Genomic DNA, 17,447 nt, shown 5'->3' on the forward strand with positions numbered 1-17,447 from the left:
GTTCGGCATGCCGCTCTACTAACGATAAGTGACGAGCAGGGTAACGCGACATGGAAGCTGTACGATCGAGCAGTGCCGAGCGCGCGGCCAGCATGCGCCGAGTGTCGAGGATTTCGCTAATCGGAGAAACGCGCCATGTCGCGTGAATATCCGATCATCGCGGTAACCGGCTCCTCTGGAGCCGGTACCACGACCGTCAAGCGGACATTCGAGCGCATGTTCGCGCGCGAGGATATTCACGCGGCGTTTGTCGACGGCGATGCCTTTCATCGCTACACGCGCGATGAGCTGGCGCGCATCTTCGAGGAGGAGCCTAGCCGCAAGTCCGAACTTTCGCATTTCGCGGTGGAAGCCAACCTGCTCGATCGCCTCGAGGGCCTGTTCCAGGAATACGGCGACCTGGGCATGGGCATGCATCGTCATTACATCCATGCCGAGGACAAGCAGCATATCGAGGCGGGGTATCAGGTGGGCACGTTCACCGAGTGGGAGCCAGTCCCCGGCGGCACCGACCTGCTATTCTACGAAGGCCTGCATGGCGGGTTGGTGACGCATGAATACGATATCGCCAAGCATGTCGATCTGTTGGTCGGCGTAGCGCCGACGATGAATCTCGAGTGGATCCAGAAGATTCACCGCGATACCAATCTGCGTGGCCATTCGCAGGAATCGGTGATCGATACCATCCTGGGGCGCATGCACGATTATGTGCGTTATATTCAGCCGCAGTTCTCCCGCAGTCACATCAACTTTCAGCGTGTGCCGACGGTAGATACGTCCAACCCCTTCGAGGTACAGGACATTCCCACCGATGCCGAGTCCATGGTGGTGATTCGCTTTCGCGACCCGCATGCGGTGGATTTCCCGTATCTACTGACCATGATTCGCGACTCCTTCATGACGCGCCCGCATACCCTGGTGGTGCCGGGCGCACGCATGTCGCTAGCCATGGATTTGATTCTGGCACCGCTGGTGACGCAGTTGTTGGATCAGCGCCGCTTCCGCTAGGCACTTTTCAGATGAGGCCTAGGCAGCTATTTCTACATCGACGCGAGGAGGAAAGGCCCATGGATTGTCTGTTCTGCAAGATGGTCAACCGCGATATCGAGCCGGATATCGTCTACGAGGACGATCACGTATTGGCGTTCAACGACATCAATCCCCAGGCGCCCACGCATGTGTTGATCATCCCCAAGAAGCACATCGCCACGCTCAACGACATCGAAGAGGACGATCTGGCGTTGGTCGGGCGGCTACAGCATACCGCCGCACGCCTGGCGCGGGACCTCGGTTTTGCCGAGGACGGTTATCGTGTGGTGATGAATTGCAATGAACATGGCGGCCAGTCGGTCTATCATGTGCATATGCATTTGATGGGCGGTCGTCGCTTCACTTGGCCAGCGGGCTGACCGTAACGCGCCAGCATCTTGCGCGTTTCTTCCCAGCGATGGACGCATCGATGCTACCGGGCCGCTCGCTCCTCGAGTGGCCCGGTTTCACGATGGCCGCGCTTTTTACACTCCGCTTCGTTGCATGGAGACTCCTACATGTCCCGTCAGCTTTCCCGCACCGATAACCTGATCCAGCAGTTCGATACTATCCTGCGCACGCTGGTGCCGCACGCCGCCAGTGCCTCGCGCGCCAACCCCGCCGTAGGCACGCAGGATGCCGAAATGACCGACGCCGAGCGTCGCCATGCTGCGGGGCTGATGCGCATCAATCATACCGGTGAGGTGTGTGCCCAGGCGCTCTATCAGGGCCAGGGGTCAACCGCCAAGCTGCACGAGACGCGCGATCAAATGGAACAGGCGGCGGCCGAGGAAATCGACCATCTTGCCTGGTGCGATGAACGTTTGCGCGAGCTCAATGACCGGACCAGCTATCTCAACCCGGCGTTCTACGCGGCGTCATTCGGCATGGGGGCACTCGCTGGGGTACTGGGCGATAACATCAGCTTGGGCTTCGTCGCTGCTACCGAGGAGCAGGTGGGTCGTCACCTCGACGATCACATGCACAAACTGCCGCAGGGCGACAGGCGCTCGCGGGCGGTGCTCGAGCAGATGCGCACCGACGAAGCGCATCACGAACGTTGGGCGCTGGAGGCGGGCGGCTCGCGCTTCCCTGCTCCTCTCAAGCTGGGCATGCGGGTGATGTCGCAGGTGATGACCAGATCGGTTTATAAGCTATAAGCGCATTACAGCTATAAGCGCGAAGCCGGGCGCTAGAAGAGAAATACCCAAAAGCGACCCCCACCTCGGCCTAGCCAAGGTGGGGGTCGCTTTTTCTTCTCACTTCAAACTGACGGATCAAGGCGTCGCCGCGCAGCGGCAAATCAGTCGAGGTTGCGGGAATAGAAGATTTCCAGCATCTCCTTGCGCAGCCGATCCTCGATGTTGCGGGCTTCCTCGAAGGTCAGGTCGCGACGCGTGCTGCCGAACAGGTAATTGTCGAGTTCGAAGTCCTTCAGCAACATCTTGGTGTGGAACATGTTTTCCTGATAGACGTTGACGTCGACCATCTGATAGGCGCGCTTGGTATCTTCCGCCAGGTAGTCCTGGATGGAGGTGATGTCGTGGTCGATGAACAGCTTGCGGCCGTCGACGTCGCGCGTGAAGCCGCGCACGCGATAATCCGTGGTCACGATGTCGGAATCGAAACTGTGGATGAGATAGTTCAGCGCCTTGAGCGGGCTGATCATGCCGCAGGTAGACACGTCGATGTCCAGGCGAAAGGTGCTGATGCCGTTGTCCGGGTGCGACTCCGGATAGGTATGCACCGTGACGTGACTCTTGTCGAGGTGCCCGAGTACGGTTTCGGGGAGCGGCCCCGGCCCCGGCTCGATATGCTCGGGATCGTGCTCATCGAGCTCATGTTCGGCGATGAGGATGGTCACGCTGGCGCCGTGCGGCTCGTAATCCTGGCGCGAGATATTGAGCACGTGCGCACCGATGATGTTGGTGACGTCCTTGAGGATCTGCGTCAGGCGTTCGGCGTTGTAAAGCTCATCGATGTAATCGATGTAAGCCTTGCGCTGCTCTTCCGTCTTGGCATAGCAGATATCATAGATATTGAAGCTCAGCGAGCTGGTCAGGTTGTTGAACCCGTGGAGTCGGAGATTATCGGTCACGTCCGAGCCTCCCAGTTGGCAGGTTGGTACTGAACCCGACGAACAGGCGCCGGAACCCGAGCAGATGCGTATGCAGGAAGGCGCGTATTATGCACATCCACCGTGACCGGCGCATCTGTCGATTGCAATTTCTTTTAGGCCGCCATGCGGATCATGTCGTCACGCACACGCCGCATGGGCGCTTCATGCCTCGACGAGCTCGTAGGAATGCGTCATCTCGACGCCGCCGCGCGCGAGCATGATCGACGCGCTGCAATACTTGTCGGCGGAAAGTTCCACCGCGCGCTTGACCTGGGCTTCCTTGAGGCTGTGGCCTGTCACCGTGAAATGCACATGAATCTTGGTGAATACCGAGGGCGTGCCCTCGGCGCGTTCGGCCTCGACGCTTGCCACGCAGTCGGTCACGGAGGCACGCGCTTTTTCGAGAATCTGCATGACGTCGAATGAGGTGCAGCCACCCAGGCCCATGAGCATCATCTCCATGGGGCGTGCACCGGTGTTGCGGCCGCCGTGCTCGGGATTGCCATCGAGCACCACGCTATGGCCGCTGCCGGCCTCGGCGACGAACTGGCGACCGTCGGTCCACTTGATGCTGGCTTTCATGGGCTGGGGTTCCTCATCTGTCTGCGTGTGCCGCGCGCCTGGGGCGTGGCTCGGAAACGTTGCATGGTAACGGGAGAGGCGTGTCTATGTCGCCTCTCGCCGTGTGGGGCGTTCACTCAATGTGGGGATGCCCATGGCCGATCTCAAATGTCGCGCAGGTAGGCGTCCAGCGCCTCGAGGCGCTCGGGGGTGCCAACATCCACCCAGCCGCCGCGATGATGAGTGCCGCCGACACGTCCCGCCGTGATCGCCTCACGGAGCAGGGGCGCCAGTTTGGTGGGCGTGTCGTCAGGCAGTGAGGCGACGAGCGCGGGGTCGAGTAGCGCCACTCCCGCGTAGGTCAGTCGGGGGGTGCTTTCGAGCCGCACGCGTCCCGCCTCGTCGAGGGCGAAGTCACCCTTGGTGTGGTGGCCGGGGTTGTCGACCAAGACCAGATGGGCGAGATCGTCCCTCAACTCGGGCAGCGTCTCCAGCGCGACATCGCACCAGACGTCGCCATTGATGAGTAGAAAGGGCGTGTCGCCCAGCAAGGGCAGTGCATGGCGAATACCGCCTGCCGTCTCGAGGGGCGTCGTCTCGTGGCTGAAGGCGAGCGATACGCCGAAGCGTTGGCCGTCGCCGAGAGCTTCGACGATCTGCTCGGCGCGGTAGCTGACGTTGATCACGATATCGGTGATGCCCGCCGCCGCCAGACGCTCCAGATGGTGCACGATCAACGGCTTGCCGGCGACCGGAAGCAGTGGTTTGGGGCAATGATCGGTGAGGGGGCGCATCCGCGTCCCCAGGCCAGCGGCGAGGATCATGGCCTTCATGAAGTGCACTCCTCCAGGGAATGGGGGACGCCCCGGCGGTCGAGTTCGCGGCACAGCGCGGGAGTGAAGGTGGTGTCCACCCAGGTGAGGAATTCACCGTGCTCGGGAAGTGCCGCAAGTCCTTGCCGCAAATGCGCCAGGAAGTGCGGCAGGCGCTCCAGGTAGCGCGGCTTGGCATCGCGCAGCGTCAGGCGGCAGAAAATCCCCAGTACCTTGAGCGAACGTTGCACGCCCATGGCCTCGACCTGACGATGAAAGGTGTTGGCGTCGACGGATGCCAGGCGTCCATCCTCCTGTGCGCGCTGGCGGAAGCTCTCGATGAAGTCGGCCATGCGCGCCTGTGGCCACAAGCGATAGCGCCCGCGTAGCAGCGATACCAGGTCGTAGCTGATCGGCCCCTGGACAGCATCCTGGAAGTCGATGAGCCACAGGGCGTCCTCGTGCAGCATCAGGTTCATGGCGTCGAAGTCGCGGTGGACGGCGACCCGGGGCTGAGCGAGGGCGGTGTCGATGAGTGACTCGCGTAGCGCGGGCCAACTGGGCGGTATGGGAAGGTCGAGCAGTTCCGTGAGACACCACTCAGGAAAAAGATCCAGCTCACGCGCTAGCAGGGCGTGGTCATACTCGGGCAGGTCGTCGCAGGGCGCCTGGCGCTGCAGGTGTTCCAGCAGATGCAGGGCACGCTCGAACCAGATGTGGGCATCGGCATCGCTTCCCAAGTGATGGTGCATGACGTCGTCGCCCAGGTCTTCGAGTTCGACGAAGCCGGCCTCGAGATCGACGCCATACAGGGCTGGCACCGGTAGCCGCGCCGCGCGCCAAGCACGGGCGATGTCCACGAACGCTTGGCTGTTCTCGTGCTCGGGTGGGGCATCCATTAGTACGCGCGGGGTCCCATCGGGCAGACGGAAACGGTAGTAATGGCGGAAGCTGGCATCGCCGGCGACGTCTTCCAACGGGCAGGCGTCGAAGGGCAGGGCGTGTTGCCGAGCGACCCAGCGTTGCAGGGTTTCCGAGCGCTCGTTCATGCAGGCTCCTCGTGGGTTGCGTGTTGACGGGCCTGGTTCGCCGCCGCATGCTGGGCGTCGATTCCCTGGCGCGTCCTTCACTCGTCGCGCATCGCCGACGCTCATGGCGCCGCGTGATACGTCTGCGTGCCGCACTGGGTGTGTCTTAGCGAGGCAGACGCACGCGACAGGGACTGTATAATACCGATTCCACTCGGCAAGGACACAGAGGACCATGGGCAAGCGATTCTTCTGGACTGCCCTCTCAGGCTTGATGACCGCCGCTGCCCACGCAGCGCCTCCCGCCCCCCTGCCTGCGCAGCAGTTGGACTGGCAGCCTTGGGGCGATAACGCGCCGCAAGGTGCGCTGTGTAGCGGGCGCTACGTCGAGCCAGGCTATCAGCTGCCTGCCGGCGATACGCCTCGGCAGATCCGCACCGACTCGGCTGAAGCGGCCTATGGCGACGATGGCGGCACCATGTTGTCCGGCGAAGTGGCGCTGCGGCGTGGCGAGACGCAACTCGAGTCGCCGCGCGTGCGTGTCAACGCCGAGCGCGATCGCGCCTTCGCCGAGGGCCCGACGGCGGTTCGCAATCCAGGGCTGCTGGTGCGCGGCGGCGATGCCAGCATGGCGCTGGATAGCGACGCCGCCCAAATCGACGATGCACATTACGTCATCCACGATCAGCGCTTGCGTGGCGATGCCATCGAACTTCAACGCCTGCCCGACGGCCGCTATCGCCTCGACGATGCCAGCTTTACCACCTGCGAGCCGGGTAATCGCCTGTGGCGCATGGTGGGGAGCGACGTGACCCTGGACCGTGAAGAGGGCTTCGGTACCGCGACCAATGCACGCCTGGAGATGGGCGACGTGCCGGTGTTCTATTGGCCTTGGATACGTTTCCCCATCGACGATCGCCGGCAGAGCGGCTTCCTATGGCCGACGCTGGGCTTTTCGAGCGACGGGCTCGATTATACTCAGCCCTACTATCTCAACTTGGCGCCCAATTACGATGCCACTCTGTCGCCGCGCTGGATGAGCGAGCACGGCACCATGCTGGGCGGTGAGTTCCGTTACTTGTTCGGTAGCGATCAGGGCACGGTCGAAGGTGCCTATCTGGCCAGCGATCGGGGCGGCGCAAGCGATAACCCCAACGACCCCGATGACGCCTTTGAGGGCGAAGAGCGCTGGTACATCGATTATCAACATGCAGGACGTTTCACCCCGCAGTTGGATTATCAACTGGCGTATGGGGCGGCGAGCGACGGTCGCTACTTCGATGATTTCGGCCGCGATTTTGCCGAGCAGGATACCGATCACCTGGCGCGTCTGGCACGCATGACGTATCGCGGCGATACTTGGCGCCTCGATGCCCGTGCCCAAGGATATCAAAAGCTCGACTATCCACTCGATGAGGACGACAAGCCCTTCTATCGGTTGCCCAGCCTGAGCGCGGATGCCCGCTGGAGCCAGGACAACGGCTTCTATCAGGAGTGGAATTCCAACGCGACCTACTTCTGGCGCAATCTCGATGGTGTCAACAGCCAGGGATTGTGGACAGATGAGGAAACCGGCAATCAGCGCAGAATTCCGCTGCGCGAGGCCGCCAATGGCTCGCGGGTGCATCTGACGCCGGCGCTGGGGTGGCGCGCCGATCCCAGTTGGGGCTTTTTCGAGCCGCGCGCGCAGCTCTGGCAGTCGAGCTACCAACTCGATTATGGCAATCGGCAAACCGACCGCGACGAGGACCCTTCCCTGGTGGCGCCGGTGCTGTCGATGGATTCAGGGCTGATCTTCGAGCGCGACACCACGCTGTTCGGCACCGATTGGCGCCAGACCTTGGAGCCGCGACTCTACTACGCTTACGTGCCGGAACGTGACCAGAGCGACTTCCCCGACTTCGATACCAGCGAGCGTGCCGTCTCCTGGGGGCAGCTGTGGTCGCCTTACCGGTTCTCCGGCGCCGACCGCCTGGGCGATGTCAACAAGTTGTCTTATGGCGCCTCTACACGCTTTCTGGAAGACGCTACCGGGCGTGAACGCTTGTCGCTGTCGGTGGGGCAAAGCAGCTATTTCTCCAATCGCAACATCGACATGAACGGCGACCCCGACACCTTGCCGGATCGTGAGCGCAATTATCAGGACTGGTACAACGCCACGCGGGACCGCTCGCCAGTGATCACTGAGTTGGAATGGCAGATGACCCAGCGCTGGCGTAGCCGCTATTCCTGGTTCTATGATCCCGATCGCAGCATGACCGAGAAGGCCTCGGCGTATCTGCAGTACCAGGATCCCGCGGGCCACGTATTGAACCTTGGCTACAATTGGCAACTCGAAGGGTTTCAGCCGCAGGACGATGCCGAGGATCGCCTGGGCTACAATCGCGAGGATTACGACGTGTCGTTCGCGTATCGGGCGACATCGAATCTGGATCTGATCGGTCGTTTCTTGTATGACAACACCAATGATCGCGCTCTGGAGCAATTGGCGGGCATCCAGTTCAACGACTGTTGCTCCGCGGTACAGCTCGTCTGGCGTGAGTGGGTCGAAGACAATGACACCGCCAATACCATCGATGACGACTACACGGATCGCGGACTGTTCCTGCGCTTCGTGTTCAAGGGCTTGGGTGGCGTTGGCCAGGAAGCCGATAGTTACTTCGAGGAAGCCATTCCCGGTTACCGGGCGACGAGCTTCTAAGCCACATTGGCATCTATTCACCGCCGGTTCAGGCATGCGCCGGCGACAAGACAGTAACGTAGAGAGGACTTCATGCGCTTGAGATCGTTCGCCTCCCTGGGCTTCATGCTGTTGATGGCGTTGACGCCACTAGTAGCGCTGGCACAACCCCAGCCGCTGGACCGCATCGTGGCGGTCGTCAACAAGGATGCGATCATGCAGAGCCAGCTCGAGGATCGCGTTGCCCAGGTAAGTCAGCAGATGGCCAGGCGCAATGTGCCCGTGCCGGACAAGGAAGACCTGCGCCGCCAGGTGCTCGACCGCATGATCGTCGAGCAAATCCAGTTGCAGATGGCCGACCGCGCCAATGTGAGCATTGACGATACGCAGCTCAATGCCGCCGTGCGCGATATCGCCGAGAACAATGACATGACGCTGGATGAGTTCGCCGACTCGCTCGAGCAAGACGGCATGTCGTTGGCGGCGGTACGCGAACAAGTACGTCGCGAGATGCTGCTGCGTCAGGTGCAACAGAGCCAGGTTGCCAGTCGCGTCAACATTACCGATCGTGAAGTGGATCGCTATCTCGATCAGCAAGGTGAATCTTCCGATACGGCCTATCATCTGGCGCACATTCTCGTCTCGCTACCCGAGTCGCCCACGCCCGAGCAGGTCGAACAGGCGCAGACCGAGGCACGCGATCTTTATCGCCAGCTACAAAATGGCGCTGATTTTCAGCAACTCGCCACGGCCGATTCCGATGGCGAGCAGGCGCTTTCCGGTGGTGATCTGGGCTGGCGTCGCGGTGACCGGTTACCAACGATCTTTGCCGATGTGGTGCCCCAGCTTGCCGACGGCGAGGTCAGCGAGCCGGTACGTAGCCCCAGCGGTTTCCACTTGGTCAAGCGCATCGAGACGCGCGGCAGCCAGGGCGAACAGAAGACGGTGGTCACCGAGAACCAAGTGCGCCATATCCTGATCGGCACCAATCCGAACCGTAACGACGAGCAGGCCGAGGCGCTGGCCGAGGACATTCGTCGACGGATCGCGGGCGGCGAGAGCTTTGCCGAGTTGGCGCAGCAGTACAGCGACGACGACGGCAGCGCCCTCGACGGTGGTGAGCTGGGCTGGGTGCGTCCCGGCCAGATGGTGCCGTCGTTCGAGAATGCCGTGAACGACATGGATGTCGGCGAGTTGTCTCAGCCGGTGCGTTCGCGCTTTGGTTATCATGTGATCGAGCTCGAAGATCGTCGCCAGAAGGACGTGACCCGTGATGCTCAGCGCGAACAGGTCCGTCAGACCCTGTTCCAGCGCAAGGTGAACGACGAACTCGAGGCCTGGACGCAAGAAATCCGCTCCGGCGCGTATATCGATAACCGCCTGGAAGACGGCCAGCAGTGATGACGTCTTCTCCGGTGCTGGCATTGACCACCGGCGAGCCGGCGGGAATCGGCCCGGATTTGACGCTGGCACTGGCGGCGGTGGCGTGGCAGGATCACGAGACGCGCCTCGTTGCCATCGGCGATCCCGAATTGCTGGCCGAGCGCGCCGCGCATCTGGCGTTGGCGGTGCGCATCGTCCCATTGGCCGATGGGGCGCCGGTACCTGCGCCGCGTGACGGTGTCTTGCCGGTGTGGCCGGTGCGACTGCGAGCCCCCTCCGAGGCCGGCCGGCTCGATCCCGCCAACGCCGCCTATGTGCTCGAAACGCTGGATGTCGCTATCGCGGCCTGTCGTGATGGCCATGCCGATGCCATGGTCACCGCTCCCTTGCACAAGGGCGCGATCATCGAGGGCGGCTATCCCGGTTTTACCGGCCACACCGAATACCTGCGCGATGCCTGTGGTGTCGAGGAGGTGGTAATGATGCTGGCCACCGAACGCACCGAGCCGCCTTTGCGCGTGGCGTTGGCGACGACGCATCTCCCGCTGCGCGCGGTGGCCGATGCCATCGATGCCGAGAGTTTACGTCGCGTGACAACGATTCTGGACGCGGATCTCCGCCGCCACTTCGGCATCGCGCGGCCGCGCATCCTGGTTTGTGGTCTCAATCCGCATGCCGGCGAGGACGGCCACTTGGGTACCGAAGAGCGTGATATCATCGCGCCGGCGCTGGCCGAGCTACGTCGCGATGGGCTGGATCTCATCGGTCCCTTGCCCGCCGATACGCTGTTCACGCCGCATCATCTGAAACATGCCGATGCCGTGCTTGCCATGTATCACGACCAGGGCTTGCCGGTACTGAAATACGCCGGCTTCGGCGAAGCCGCTAACGTGACGCTGGGGTTGCCGCTGATTCGCACCTCTGTCGATCACGGTACGGCGCTTGATTTGGCCGCGAGTGGCCAGGCCGACGCCGGCAGTTTGCGAGTGGCGCTCGACGTCGCCGCCAGGATGGCCCGTAGCGACCATTTCGCACCTGAATGAATGCCCGATTGCCCCAAGGAATACACCACGTCCATGTCCAATCGCCCCCCGGTCCACCAGGCCCGTAAACGCTTCGGTCAGAACTTCTTACGCGATCCCGGTGTTATCGCGCGTATCGTGCATGCCATCGCGCCGAGGGCCGATCAGCGCTTGATCGAAATCGGCCCCGGGCAAGGCGCGTTGACGGAGCCGCTGCTGGATGCCTCCGGCGCGCTGGAGGTCATCGAGCTGGATCGTGACCTGATTCCGGGGCTGCGCGTGCAGTTCTTCAATTATCCTGCGTTCGTCATTCACGAGGGGGACGCGCTCAAGTTCGACTTCGCCGCTCTCGCGGCGGAAGGGGAGGTGCCCGGCAAGCCGCTACGTGTCATTGGCAACCTGCCTTACAACATCTCCACGCCGCTAATCTTCCATCTGTTGACGGCGCGTGGCGCCATCGCCGACATGCATTTCATGCTGCAAAGGGAGGTCGTCGAGCGTCTGGCGGCGACGCCGGGGAGCTCGGCATGGGGGCGTCTGTCGGTCATGGCGCAATATTATTGCCGGGTGGACAATTTGTTCGTGGTTCCGCCGGAAGCCTTTGCGCCGCGTCCCAAGGTGGAGTCGGCGATCGTGCGTTTGGTACCGCACGCCACGCCACCGCATGTCGCGCATGACGAAGCGCTATTTAGCGAGATCGTGCGTGAGGCCTTCGGCCAGCGTCGCAAGACGCTGCGTAATAACTTCAAGGGGCGCCTTGACGACGCGGCGTGGGAGGCGCTGGAGATCGATGCGGGGCGTCGCCCGCAGACGCTGAGCGTCGCAGAGCTGGTGCGTATTGCCAATCATGTCGCGGGAGCGACGCCATGAGCGACGTGGCCGCGGAAGTCCAGGTGGAAGTCGAGCCCGCCTACCAGGCAGGTGAATCCGCTCCCGCCGAACAGCGTTACGTCTTCAGTTATACGATTACCGTGCATAACCGCTCGATGCGCTCGATCCAACTGCTGGCGCGCCATTGGCAGATTACCCAGAGCAGCGGCAAGGTGCAGGAAGTGCGCGGCAAGGGCGTCGTAGGGCAGCAGCCGTTGATCGGCCCCGGTCAACGCTTTCGTTATACCAGCCGCGCGGTGCTCGATGGCCCGGTGGGCGTCATGGAAGGGAGCTATACCTGCCTGGACACGACCGAGCAGCGCGCCTTCGAGGTCCCCATCGCGGCCTTCCGTCTTGCGGGGCCTAACCAGGTACACTGAGTTTGGTTGGGAGAAATATGTCGACATATGCCATCGGCGACTTGCAGGGCTGCTATACGGAATTCGCGGCGTTGCTCGAACGGATTGCCTTCGATCCACGGCGCGACCGCCTGTGGCTAGTAGGCGACCTGGTCAACCGTGGGCCGGGGTCGCTTGATTGCCTGCGCGCCGTGAAGGCGCTGGGCGACAGTGCCCGGGTCGTGCTGGGTAATCACGACTTGCATTTGCTGGCGGCGGCCTGGGCCGACGCGCCGCTCAAGCGTTCCGATACGCTGCAACCGATTCTCGAGGCCGATGACCGCGACGAGCTGCTCGATTGGCTGCGTCGCCAGCCACTGCTGGTGCATGATGCCGCGCTCGATGCCGTCATGGTACATGCCGGGCTGCCGCCACATTGGTCGCTGCAGCAGGCGAGCGACTACGCCGCCGAGGTCGAGGCGGTGCTGCGTGGCGATGCGGTGGGCGACTTCCTGGCCGCGATGTACGGCAATTCGCCGGCGCGCTGGTCGGAGGACCTGCGTGGCATCGAGCGTTTGCGTGTCATCGTCAATACCTTCACGCGCATGCGTTTCATCGCCGCCGACGGCACGCTCGACTTCGACGCCAAAGAAGGGCTGGATAGCGCGCCCGCCGACTTCGCACCCTGGTTCACCTACCCGCGTGATGATGATCCGCGTATCGTCTTCGGTCACTGGGCGGCGCTTCAGGGCAAGACCCCCGAAGCCCGCGTGCGCGCCCTGGCGCTGGACACCGGCTGTGTCTGGGGTAGCGAGCTGACCGCGGTCGATCTGGAAAGTGGCGAACGTTACGTCGAGCCGGCCCATCCGCGGCGTTGATACTGATCTGCCAAGGAGCATTTTCATGTCTCACGAGACGAGCTTTACCCACCTTGCCCCGACTACGCTGGCCGAATGGCTCGAGAACGCCCGTGAGCTGACGCTGGTCGATATCCGCGACCCGTTGAGTTATTCGCAGGGGCATATTCCCGGTAGCCACCACCTCGACAACGCCAGCGTGGCGGAATTGTTCGAGTCGGCGCCGCGTGAACGCCCCATGGTGGTGGTCTGCTATCACGGCCACTCCAGCCAGCAGGCGGCGACCTGGCTGGCGGCCCAAGGCTTTAGCGATGTCTATAGTCTGGACGGCGGCTTCACCGATTGGGCCGCGCGCCACCCCGAGCAGGTCGAGAGCTGAGCCGATGAACGAGCCGCGCGATGTGCTCGAAGGCTTCGCCGTCTACCGGGTAGGCGGGGCGGTGCGCGATGCGCGTCTGGGCTGGCCAGTCACCGATGAAGACTGGGTGGTGGTCGGTGCCACCCCGGAAGCACTCACCGCGCGGGGATTCATTGCGGTGGGGCGCGACTTTCCGGTCTTCCTGCACCCGGTGACCCACGAGGAGTATGCCCTGGCGCGTACCGAGCGCAAGCAGGGGCACGGCTATACCGGGTTCGTGGTTCACGCCAGCCCTGAGGTGACCCTCGAGGAAGACCTGGCGCGCCGCGACCTGACCATCAACGCCATGGCGGAAGACCCTGAAGGGCATCTGGTCGATCCTTTCCACGGGGCGCAGGATCTCGACGCGCGCGTGCTGCGTCATGTCTCCGAGGCGTTCATCGAAGACCCTTTGCGTGTGCTGCGTACGGCACGCTTCTGGGCGCGCTATCGGGATCTGGGCTTCGTCATCGCCGACGACACGAAGCGCCTGATGCGTCGACTATGTGACAGCGGCGAAATCGGTCACCTCGTCGCCGAGCGTGTCTGGCAGGAGACCGTCAAGGCGCTGGCTGAGCCGCGTCCCATCGCCTACTTCCGAGCGCTGCAAGAGTGCGGGGCCCTGGCCGTGTGGATGCCGGAATTGAATGCCGCCGCCGCTCTCGACCTTGGCGAAAAGGCCATGGCGACATTGCCTGCCACCGACGAACCCGCGATGTGGCGTTGGGCGCGCTTGCTAGAAGCCCTGGCCGACGAAGCGCGCGAGGCGTTGTGCGAGCGCCTGCGTGTGCCCAATGCGTGGCGTGACCTTGCTCGCCAGGTGGCGCGTACCCGGGCGCTGAAACAGACGGCTGAAGGCCGGGCCTTGGAGGCTAACGACGTGCTGGCCTGGTTCGATGGCATCGATGCCTGGCGGCGTCGCGAGCGCATCGAGCCCTTGCAGCGTTATCTGGCCCAGGAAGCGCCAGCGTTGGCCGAGTGTATCGAAGAGGCCTGGCAACAAGCGATCGAGATCGAACCACGCACGTTGCTCGAGGAAGGCTATCGCGGCAAGGCGCTGGGAGAAGCGCTGGCCCAGCGTCGATTGGCCAGCATCGAGGACGTGGTCAAGCTGTATAAGCTGTAAGCCTTGGCCGTGATCGAGATGCGCGCAGCGGGAAGATAGAAACCGCGATATGCAAATACAGAAGGGGCCATCGTGGCCCCTTCTGCGTTTTATGCGATGCGTGACGCGAGCTTACACGAACAGGCCGATGATCAGTGCGACCACCAGGCCCACCAGCCCGATCAACGTCTCCATCACCGTCCAGCTTTTCAGGGTCTGCGCTTCGGTGAGGCCGAAGTAACGGTTGACCAGCCAGAAGCCGGAGTCGTTTACGTGACTGAGCACCGTGGCGCCGGAGGCGATGGCGATCACGATCAAGCCAAGCACCGGTCCTTCCAGGCCCAGGGTCGAGATCAAGGGCGCCATCAGTCCGGCGGCGGTAATCATCGCCACGGTGGCGGAACCTTGTACCACGCGCACGGCGGTGGAAATCAAGAAGGCGAGCAGAATCGGCGGTAGGGCGCTATCGGCCATCATCTGGCCCATGACATCGCCGACGCCGGAGTCGATCAACATCTGCTTGAAGACGCCGCCGGCACCGGTGACGAGGATGATGATGCCGGCCGGTTCGAGCGCCTTGGTGGCGACTTCCATGACATTCTCGCGGCTCATGCCACGCCGCGTCCCCAGGAACACGAACGACAGCAGTGTCGCCAGCGTCAGCGCCACGAAGGGATGACCCACGAACGCCAAGGTGGTGACGATTGGATTATCGTCGGCCAGTACCGCACCCGAGACGGTATTGAGCACGATCAGGACCAGCGGCAGCAGAATGATGGCGAGGATCAGCTTGAAGCTCGGTAGCCCGGTGCTGTCGATCTCGTCCTTGGGCAGCTCCATGTAGTCAGGAATGCCAGCGTCGATATGCTTGGCGATATAACGCCCGAAGATCGGCCCTGCGATGATCATGGCCGGCAGCCCCGCCATGGCCCCGAAGAGGATGACATAGCCCAGATCGGCACCGATCAGTTCCGCCACGGCAATCGGCCCCGGCGTCGGGGGAATGAACGAATGGGTAACTGCAAGGCCGGCGAGGAGCGGGATACCATAGTAGAGCAGGGAGCGCCCGGTGCGGCGGGTCAGAGCATAGACCAGCGGCACCAGAATGATGAAGGCGACATCCAGGAACACGGGAATCGCGACCAGAAAACCGGTGACCCCCATGGCCCATTGCGAGCGGTTTTCCCCGAAGCGATTGAGCAACGTGCTGGCCAGGCGATCGACCCCGCCGGAGACTTCCAGCATCTTGCCGAACATCGCGCCAAGACCGACGACGGTCGCGACGAAGCCGAGCGTGCCGCCCATGCCGTCCTGCACGGATTGAAGAATGGCATCGAGATCCATGCCCGTGGTGAGGCCCACGATCAGGCTGACGGTCAACAGCGCGACGAAGGCATGCAGGCGCAGGCGCATGACCAGATACAACAGCAATATGATGCCGCCCAGCGCGGAAAGAAGCAGGGGGGTGGCGTTATCCATGTGTGCGAAACCTCTATTGGAGGCGCGACCGGCAACGAGGGGATGCGGCGATGGTCGCGTTGTGCCTTGGCGTCGGATTTAGGAAAATGAATGTTACCGGTAACATTCCATGCGCAACAATGCTCCGAAAGGCGAATAGAGAAACGAGGAAAGGTGAATATGAACGAGTCGACGAGCAATCCGCAGCGGATCATCGTCATGGGTGTATCGGGCTGCGGAAAGACGTCGGTCGGTGAACGCTTGGCCGAAGCGCTCGATGGGCGTTTTATCGACGGTGATACTTATCATTCGGCGACCAGCGTGGCCAAGATGTCGCGCGGGGAACCGCTCAACGACGAGGATCGTGCCGGCTGGCTGACGCGTTTGTCCGAGCTGGTGCGGGAAGGGCGCGACAACCGGGAAACCGTGGTGATTGGCTGTTCGGCGCTCAAGCGCGAGTATCGCGACTTGTTGCGTGGCGGCGATGAGGCGCTGTGCTTCGTGCATCTAGCCGGTACGCGCGAGGTGCTGCTGGAGCGTCTGAAGGCGCGTCAGGATCACTTCTTCAAGGGGGAGGCCATGCTCGATAGTCAACTGGCCACACTCGAGTCACCGGGAAAAGACGAAGCCGTTACCGTGGATATTGATGCGTCGCTGGACGATGTCGTCGCTCTCAGCGTGCAGGGTGTGTCGCAGCGTGGTACCCAACACGCCTCGTGAGCGAGGCGTGTCGTCAGGTACTTTGACGCAGAGCGATCTCGAAGCCCATGTCATGGCGAGAAGGATTGCGCGGCGCTCCCTGCAGGCGCTCGACGATCAGACGCGCGGCCTGTTCGCCAATGGCGCGACGAGGCGTGATGACGGTGGTAAGTGTCGGCCAGGTCGCATCGGTGATGTCGAGGCCGTTGAAGCCCGCCAGGGCCAACTGCCCGGGCACATCGAGACGCCGCCGCTGGCATTCGAACAAGGCCCCCGCCGCCAGGTCATCGTTACAACAGAACACGGCATCCATGTCCGGCCAGCGTTCGAGCATGGCTGAAAGCAGTTCTCCGCCAAGGCGATAGGACGAGGGGCGTGGCGTCGTTTGGCAGCGCTGCGTCGAGAGCCCTGCCGCTTTCAAGGCATCTTCCCAGCCGGCCAGCCGCTGCTGCACTCGATAGTCGAGCCGTGCGCCGCAGAATCCGATGCGCCGATAGCCGGCAGCGATCAAGGTCTCTCCGATGGCACGCCCCGCCACGCGTTGATCGAGGCCGACGTTGATGTCGAGCGGGTTATCGGTCAGCTCCATGGTTTCCACCACCGGCAGACGCGCACGATTTAGAAGGCGCTGGGCGTAGTCAGTGTGTCGGGTGCTGGAGAGCACGAAGCCGTCGACACCGTAAGCCAAGAAGGTATCGATCAGCCGTTCCTCCTCGAGGATCGAGTACCCGGTGTGGCCCATGAGCACCTGATAGCCGGCCTCGCGGAGCCCTTCATCGACGCCTCGCTGGACCTCGGAGAACACCGAATTGGAAATCGATGGCACCAGCAATGCCACGCTCAGGCTGCGTCCGCTGGAAAGTGCCCCGGCTTGGCGATTGGGGATGTAATCCAGCACCTCGATGGCTTCTTCGATGCGCAGTCTCACCGTTTCGGAGACGCGCTGGGGCTCGCGCAGGCAGCGCGAGACCGTGACTTTGCTGACGCCGACGCGTTCGGCGATATCCTGAAGCGTGACGCGACCCGATGAACGACGCGGCATGTGTGTCCCCATCTCCTTGTTATGTTATGCCGCAATGTTAGCGGTAA

Annotated in this window: 18 protein-coding genes; 12 read left to right on the plus strand and 6 right to left on the minus strand. The window is 62.6% G+C overall.

Features of this window, described 5'->3' with window-relative positions; translation table 11 throughout:
* Positions 1–135: 135 nt before the first annotated feature.
* The 3 genes from OP494_RS00310 (at position 136) to coq7 (ending at position 2,189) form a co-directional block, all read left to right on the plus strand.
* Positions 136–1,008: a phosphoribulokinase gene (locus tag OP494_RS00310; RefSeq protein WP_280538755.1), complete on the plus strand. Its 873-nt coding sequence runs from the start codon at positions 136–138 to the stop codon at positions 1,006–1,008.
* 59 nt (positions 1,009–1,067) lie between these two features.
* The gene (locus OP494_RS00315; RefSeq protein ID WP_280538756.1) at positions 1,068–1,409 is read left to right on the plus strand and encodes a histidine triad nucleotide-binding protein; all 342 of its coding nucleotides are present in this window, start codon (positions 1,068–1,070) and stop codon (positions 1,407–1,409) included.
* A 138-nt stretch (positions 1,410–1,547) separates the two neighbouring features.
* Positions 1,548–2,189 carry a 2-polyprenyl-3-methyl-6-methoxy-1,4-benzoquinone monooxygenase gene (coq7, locus tag OP494_RS00320; RefSeq protein WP_280538757.1) on the plus strand — a complete coding sequence of 214 codons (642 nt, stop codon included), beginning with the start codon at positions 1,548–1,550 and terminating at the stop codon, positions 2,187–2,189.
* 143 nt (positions 2,190–2,332) lie between these two features.
* Here coq7 and speD read toward each other — a convergent pair whose 3' ends face one another.
* The 4 genes from speD to OP494_RS00340 all read right to left on the minus strand — a co-directional run bounded on the left by speD (position 2,333) and on the right by OP494_RS00340 (position 5,570).
* On the minus strand, positions 2,333–3,127 hold the full coding sequence (gene speD, locus OP494_RS00325) for an adenosylmethionine decarboxylase (protein WP_040244482.1): 795 nt from the start codon (positions 3,125–3,127) through the stop codon (positions 2,333–2,335).
* Between the two features lie 183 nt (positions 3,128–3,310).
* Complete coding sequence (locus tag OP494_RS00330) at positions 3,311–3,730, minus strand: OsmC family protein (RefSeq protein ID WP_280538758.1); 420 nt, start codon at positions 3,728–3,730, stop codon at positions 3,311–3,313.
* A 143-nt stretch (positions 3,731–3,873) separates the two neighbouring features.
* Complete coding sequence (murU, locus tag OP494_RS00335) at positions 3,874–4,542, minus strand: N-acetylmuramate alpha-1-phosphate uridylyltransferase MurU (protein WP_280538760.1); 669 nt, start codon at positions 4,540–4,542, stop codon at positions 3,874–3,876.
* The gene (locus OP494_RS00340) at positions 4,539–5,570 is read right to left on the minus strand and encodes a phosphotransferase (protein WP_280538761.1); all 1,032 of its coding nucleotides are present in this window, start codon (positions 5,568–5,570) and stop codon (positions 4,539–4,541) included. Before OP494_RS00340 ends, murU begins: the two co-directional genes overlap by 4 nt.
* 214 nt (positions 5,571–5,784) lie before the next feature.
* On the opposite strand from OP494_RS00340, the gene OP494_RS00345 reads away from it, so the two are divergent.
* The 8 genes from OP494_RS00345 (at position 5,785) to OP494_RS00380 (ending at position 14,222) form a co-directional block, all read left to right on the plus strand.
* Positions 5,785–8,250, plus strand: coding sequence for an LPS-assembly protein LptD (locus OP494_RS00345; protein ID WP_280538762.1), 2,466 nt, complete (start codon positions 5,785–5,787; stop codon positions 8,248–8,250).
* A 72-nt stretch (positions 8,251–8,322) separates the two neighbouring features.
* Positions 8,323–9,630: a peptidylprolyl isomerase gene (locus OP494_RS00350; RefSeq protein ID WP_280538763.1), complete on the plus strand. Its 1,308-nt coding sequence runs from the start codon at positions 8,323–8,325 to the stop codon at positions 9,628–9,630.
* Positions 9,630–10,655 (plus strand): 4-hydroxythreonine-4-phosphate dehydrogenase PdxA, encoded by a 1,026-nt coding sequence (pdxA, locus tag OP494_RS00355; protein ID WP_280538764.1) that lies wholly within the window; start codon positions 9,630–9,632, stop codon positions 10,653–10,655. The genes OP494_RS00350 and pdxA overlap by 1 nt, the downstream gene beginning before the upstream one ends.
* Positions 10,656–10,688: 33 nt before the next feature.
* Positions 10,689–11,504, plus strand: a complete 816-nt coding sequence (rsmA, locus tag OP494_RS00360; RefSeq protein ID WP_280538765.1) for a 16S rRNA (adenine(1518)-N(6)/adenine(1519)-N(6))-dimethyltransferase RsmA — start codon at positions 10,689–10,691, stop codon at positions 11,502–11,504.
* Positions 11,501–11,884, plus strand: coding sequence for a Co2+/Mg2+ efflux protein ApaG (apaG, locus tag OP494_RS00365; RefSeq protein WP_280538766.1), 384 nt, complete (start codon positions 11,501–11,503; stop codon positions 11,882–11,884). The genes rsmA and apaG overlap by 4 nt, the downstream gene beginning before the upstream one ends.
* 17 nt (positions 11,885–11,901) lie before the next feature.
* The gene (locus tag OP494_RS00370; RefSeq protein ID WP_280538767.1) at positions 11,902–12,720 is read left to right on the plus strand and encodes a symmetrical bis(5'-nucleosyl)-tetraphosphatase; all 819 of its coding nucleotides are present in this window, start codon (positions 11,902–11,904) and stop codon (positions 12,718–12,720) included.
* Between the two features lie 25 nt (positions 12,721–12,745).
* The gene (gene glpE, locus OP494_RS00375; RefSeq protein WP_280538768.1) at positions 12,746–13,078 is read left to right on the plus strand and encodes a thiosulfate sulfurtransferase GlpE; all 333 of its coding nucleotides are present in this window, start codon (positions 12,746–12,748) and stop codon (positions 13,076–13,078) included.
* A gap of 4 nt (positions 13,079–13,082) precedes the next feature.
* Entirely contained in the window at positions 13,083–14,222 is a 1,140-nt protein-coding gene (locus tag OP494_RS00380; RefSeq protein WP_280538769.1) for a polynucleotide adenylyltransferase, read from the plus strand.
* A 111-nt stretch (positions 14,223–14,333) separates the two neighbouring features.
* Here OP494_RS00380 and OP494_RS00385 read toward each other — a convergent pair whose 3' ends face one another.
* Entirely contained in the window at positions 14,334–15,680 is a 1,347-nt protein-coding gene (locus tag OP494_RS00385; RefSeq protein WP_280538770.1) for a gluconate:H+ symporter, read from the minus strand.
* Between the two features lie 159 nt (positions 15,681–15,839).
* Here OP494_RS00385 and OP494_RS00390 point away from each other — a divergent pair, with 159 nt between their 5' ends.
* Positions 15,840–16,379, plus strand: a complete 540-nt coding sequence (locus OP494_RS00390; protein ID WP_280538771.1) for a gluconokinase — start codon at positions 15,840–15,842, stop codon at positions 16,377–16,379.
* A 13-nt stretch (positions 16,380–16,392) separates the two neighbouring features.
* Here OP494_RS00390 and OP494_RS00395 read toward each other — a convergent pair whose 3' ends face one another.
* The gene (locus tag OP494_RS00395; RefSeq protein WP_280538772.1) at positions 16,393–17,400 is read right to left on the minus strand and encodes a LacI family DNA-binding transcriptional regulator; all 1,008 of its coding nucleotides are present in this window, start codon (positions 17,398–17,400) and stop codon (positions 16,393–16,395) included.
* Between the last annotated feature and the right edge of the window lie 47 nt (positions 17,401–17,447).

The organism is Chromohalobacter sp. 11-W (assembly GCF_029889905.1).
In the GTDB taxonomy this organism is placed as follows: Bacteria; Pseudomonadota; Gammaproteobacteria; order Pseudomonadales; family Halomonadaceae; genus Chromohalobacter.

Excerpts from the sequence above, each read along its gene's own strand:
- OP494_RS00310 (WP_280538755.1), top strand. The coding sequence starts at position 136 with ATGTCGCGTGAATATCCGATCATCGCGGTAACCGGCTCCTCTGGAGCC.
- OP494_RS00315 (WP_280538756.1), top strand. The coding sequence starts at position 1,068 with ATGGATTGTCTGTTCTGCAAGATGGTCAACCGCGATATCGAGCCGGAT.
- coq7 (WP_280538757.1), top strand. The coding sequence starts at position 1,548 with ATGTCCCGTCAGCTTTCCCGCACCGATAACCTGATCCAGCAGTTCGAT.
- OP494_RS00330 (WP_280538758.1), bottom strand. The coding sequence starts at position 3,730 with ATGAAAGCCAGCATCAAGTGGACCGACGGTCGCCAGTTCGTCGCCGAG.
- murU (WP_280538760.1), bottom strand. The coding sequence starts at position 4,542 with ATGAAGGCCATGATCCTCGCCGCTGGCCTGGGGACGCGGATGCGCCCC.
- OP494_RS00340 (WP_280538761.1), bottom strand. The coding sequence starts at position 5,570 with ATGAACGAGCGCTCGGAAACCCTGCAACGCTGGGTCGCTCGGCAACAC.
- OP494_RS00345 (WP_280538762.1), top strand. The coding sequence starts at position 5,785 with ATGGGCAAGCGATTCTTCTGGACTGCCCTCTCAGGCTTGATGACCGCC.
- OP494_RS00350 (WP_280538763.1), top strand. The coding sequence starts at position 8,323 with ATGCGCTTGAGATCGTTCGCCTCCCTGGGCTTCATGCTGTTGATGGCG.
- pdxA (WP_280538764.1), top strand. The coding sequence starts at position 9,630 with ATGACGTCTTCTCCGGTGCTGGCATTGACCACCGGCGAGCCGGCGGGA.
- rsmA (WP_280538765.1), top strand. The coding sequence starts at position 10,689 with ATGTCCAATCGCCCCCCGGTCCACCAGGCCCGTAAACGCTTCGGTCAG.
- apaG (WP_280538766.1), top strand. The coding sequence starts at position 11,501 with ATGAGCGACGTGGCCGCGGAAGTCCAGGTGGAAGTCGAGCCCGCCTAC.
- OP494_RS00370 (WP_280538767.1), top strand. The coding sequence starts at position 11,902 with ATGTCGACATATGCCATCGGCGACTTGCAGGGCTGCTATACGGAATTC.
- glpE (WP_280538768.1), top strand. The coding sequence starts at position 12,746 with ATGTCTCACGAGACGAGCTTTACCCACCTTGCCCCGACTACGCTGGCC.
- OP494_RS00380 (WP_280538769.1), top strand. The coding sequence starts at position 13,083 with ATGAACGAGCCGCGCGATGTGCTCGAAGGCTTCGCCGTCTACCGGGTA.
- OP494_RS00385 (WP_280538770.1), bottom strand. The coding sequence starts at position 15,680 with ATGGATAACGCCACCCCCCTGCTTCTTTCCGCGCTGGGCGGCATCATA.
- OP494_RS00390 (WP_280538771.1), top strand. The coding sequence starts at position 15,840 with ATGAACGAGTCGACGAGCAATCCGCAGCGGATCATCGTCATGGGTGTA.
- OP494_RS00395 (WP_280538772.1), bottom strand. The coding sequence starts at position 17,400 with ATGCCGCGTCGTTCATCGGGTCGCGTCACGCTTCAGGATATCGCCGAA.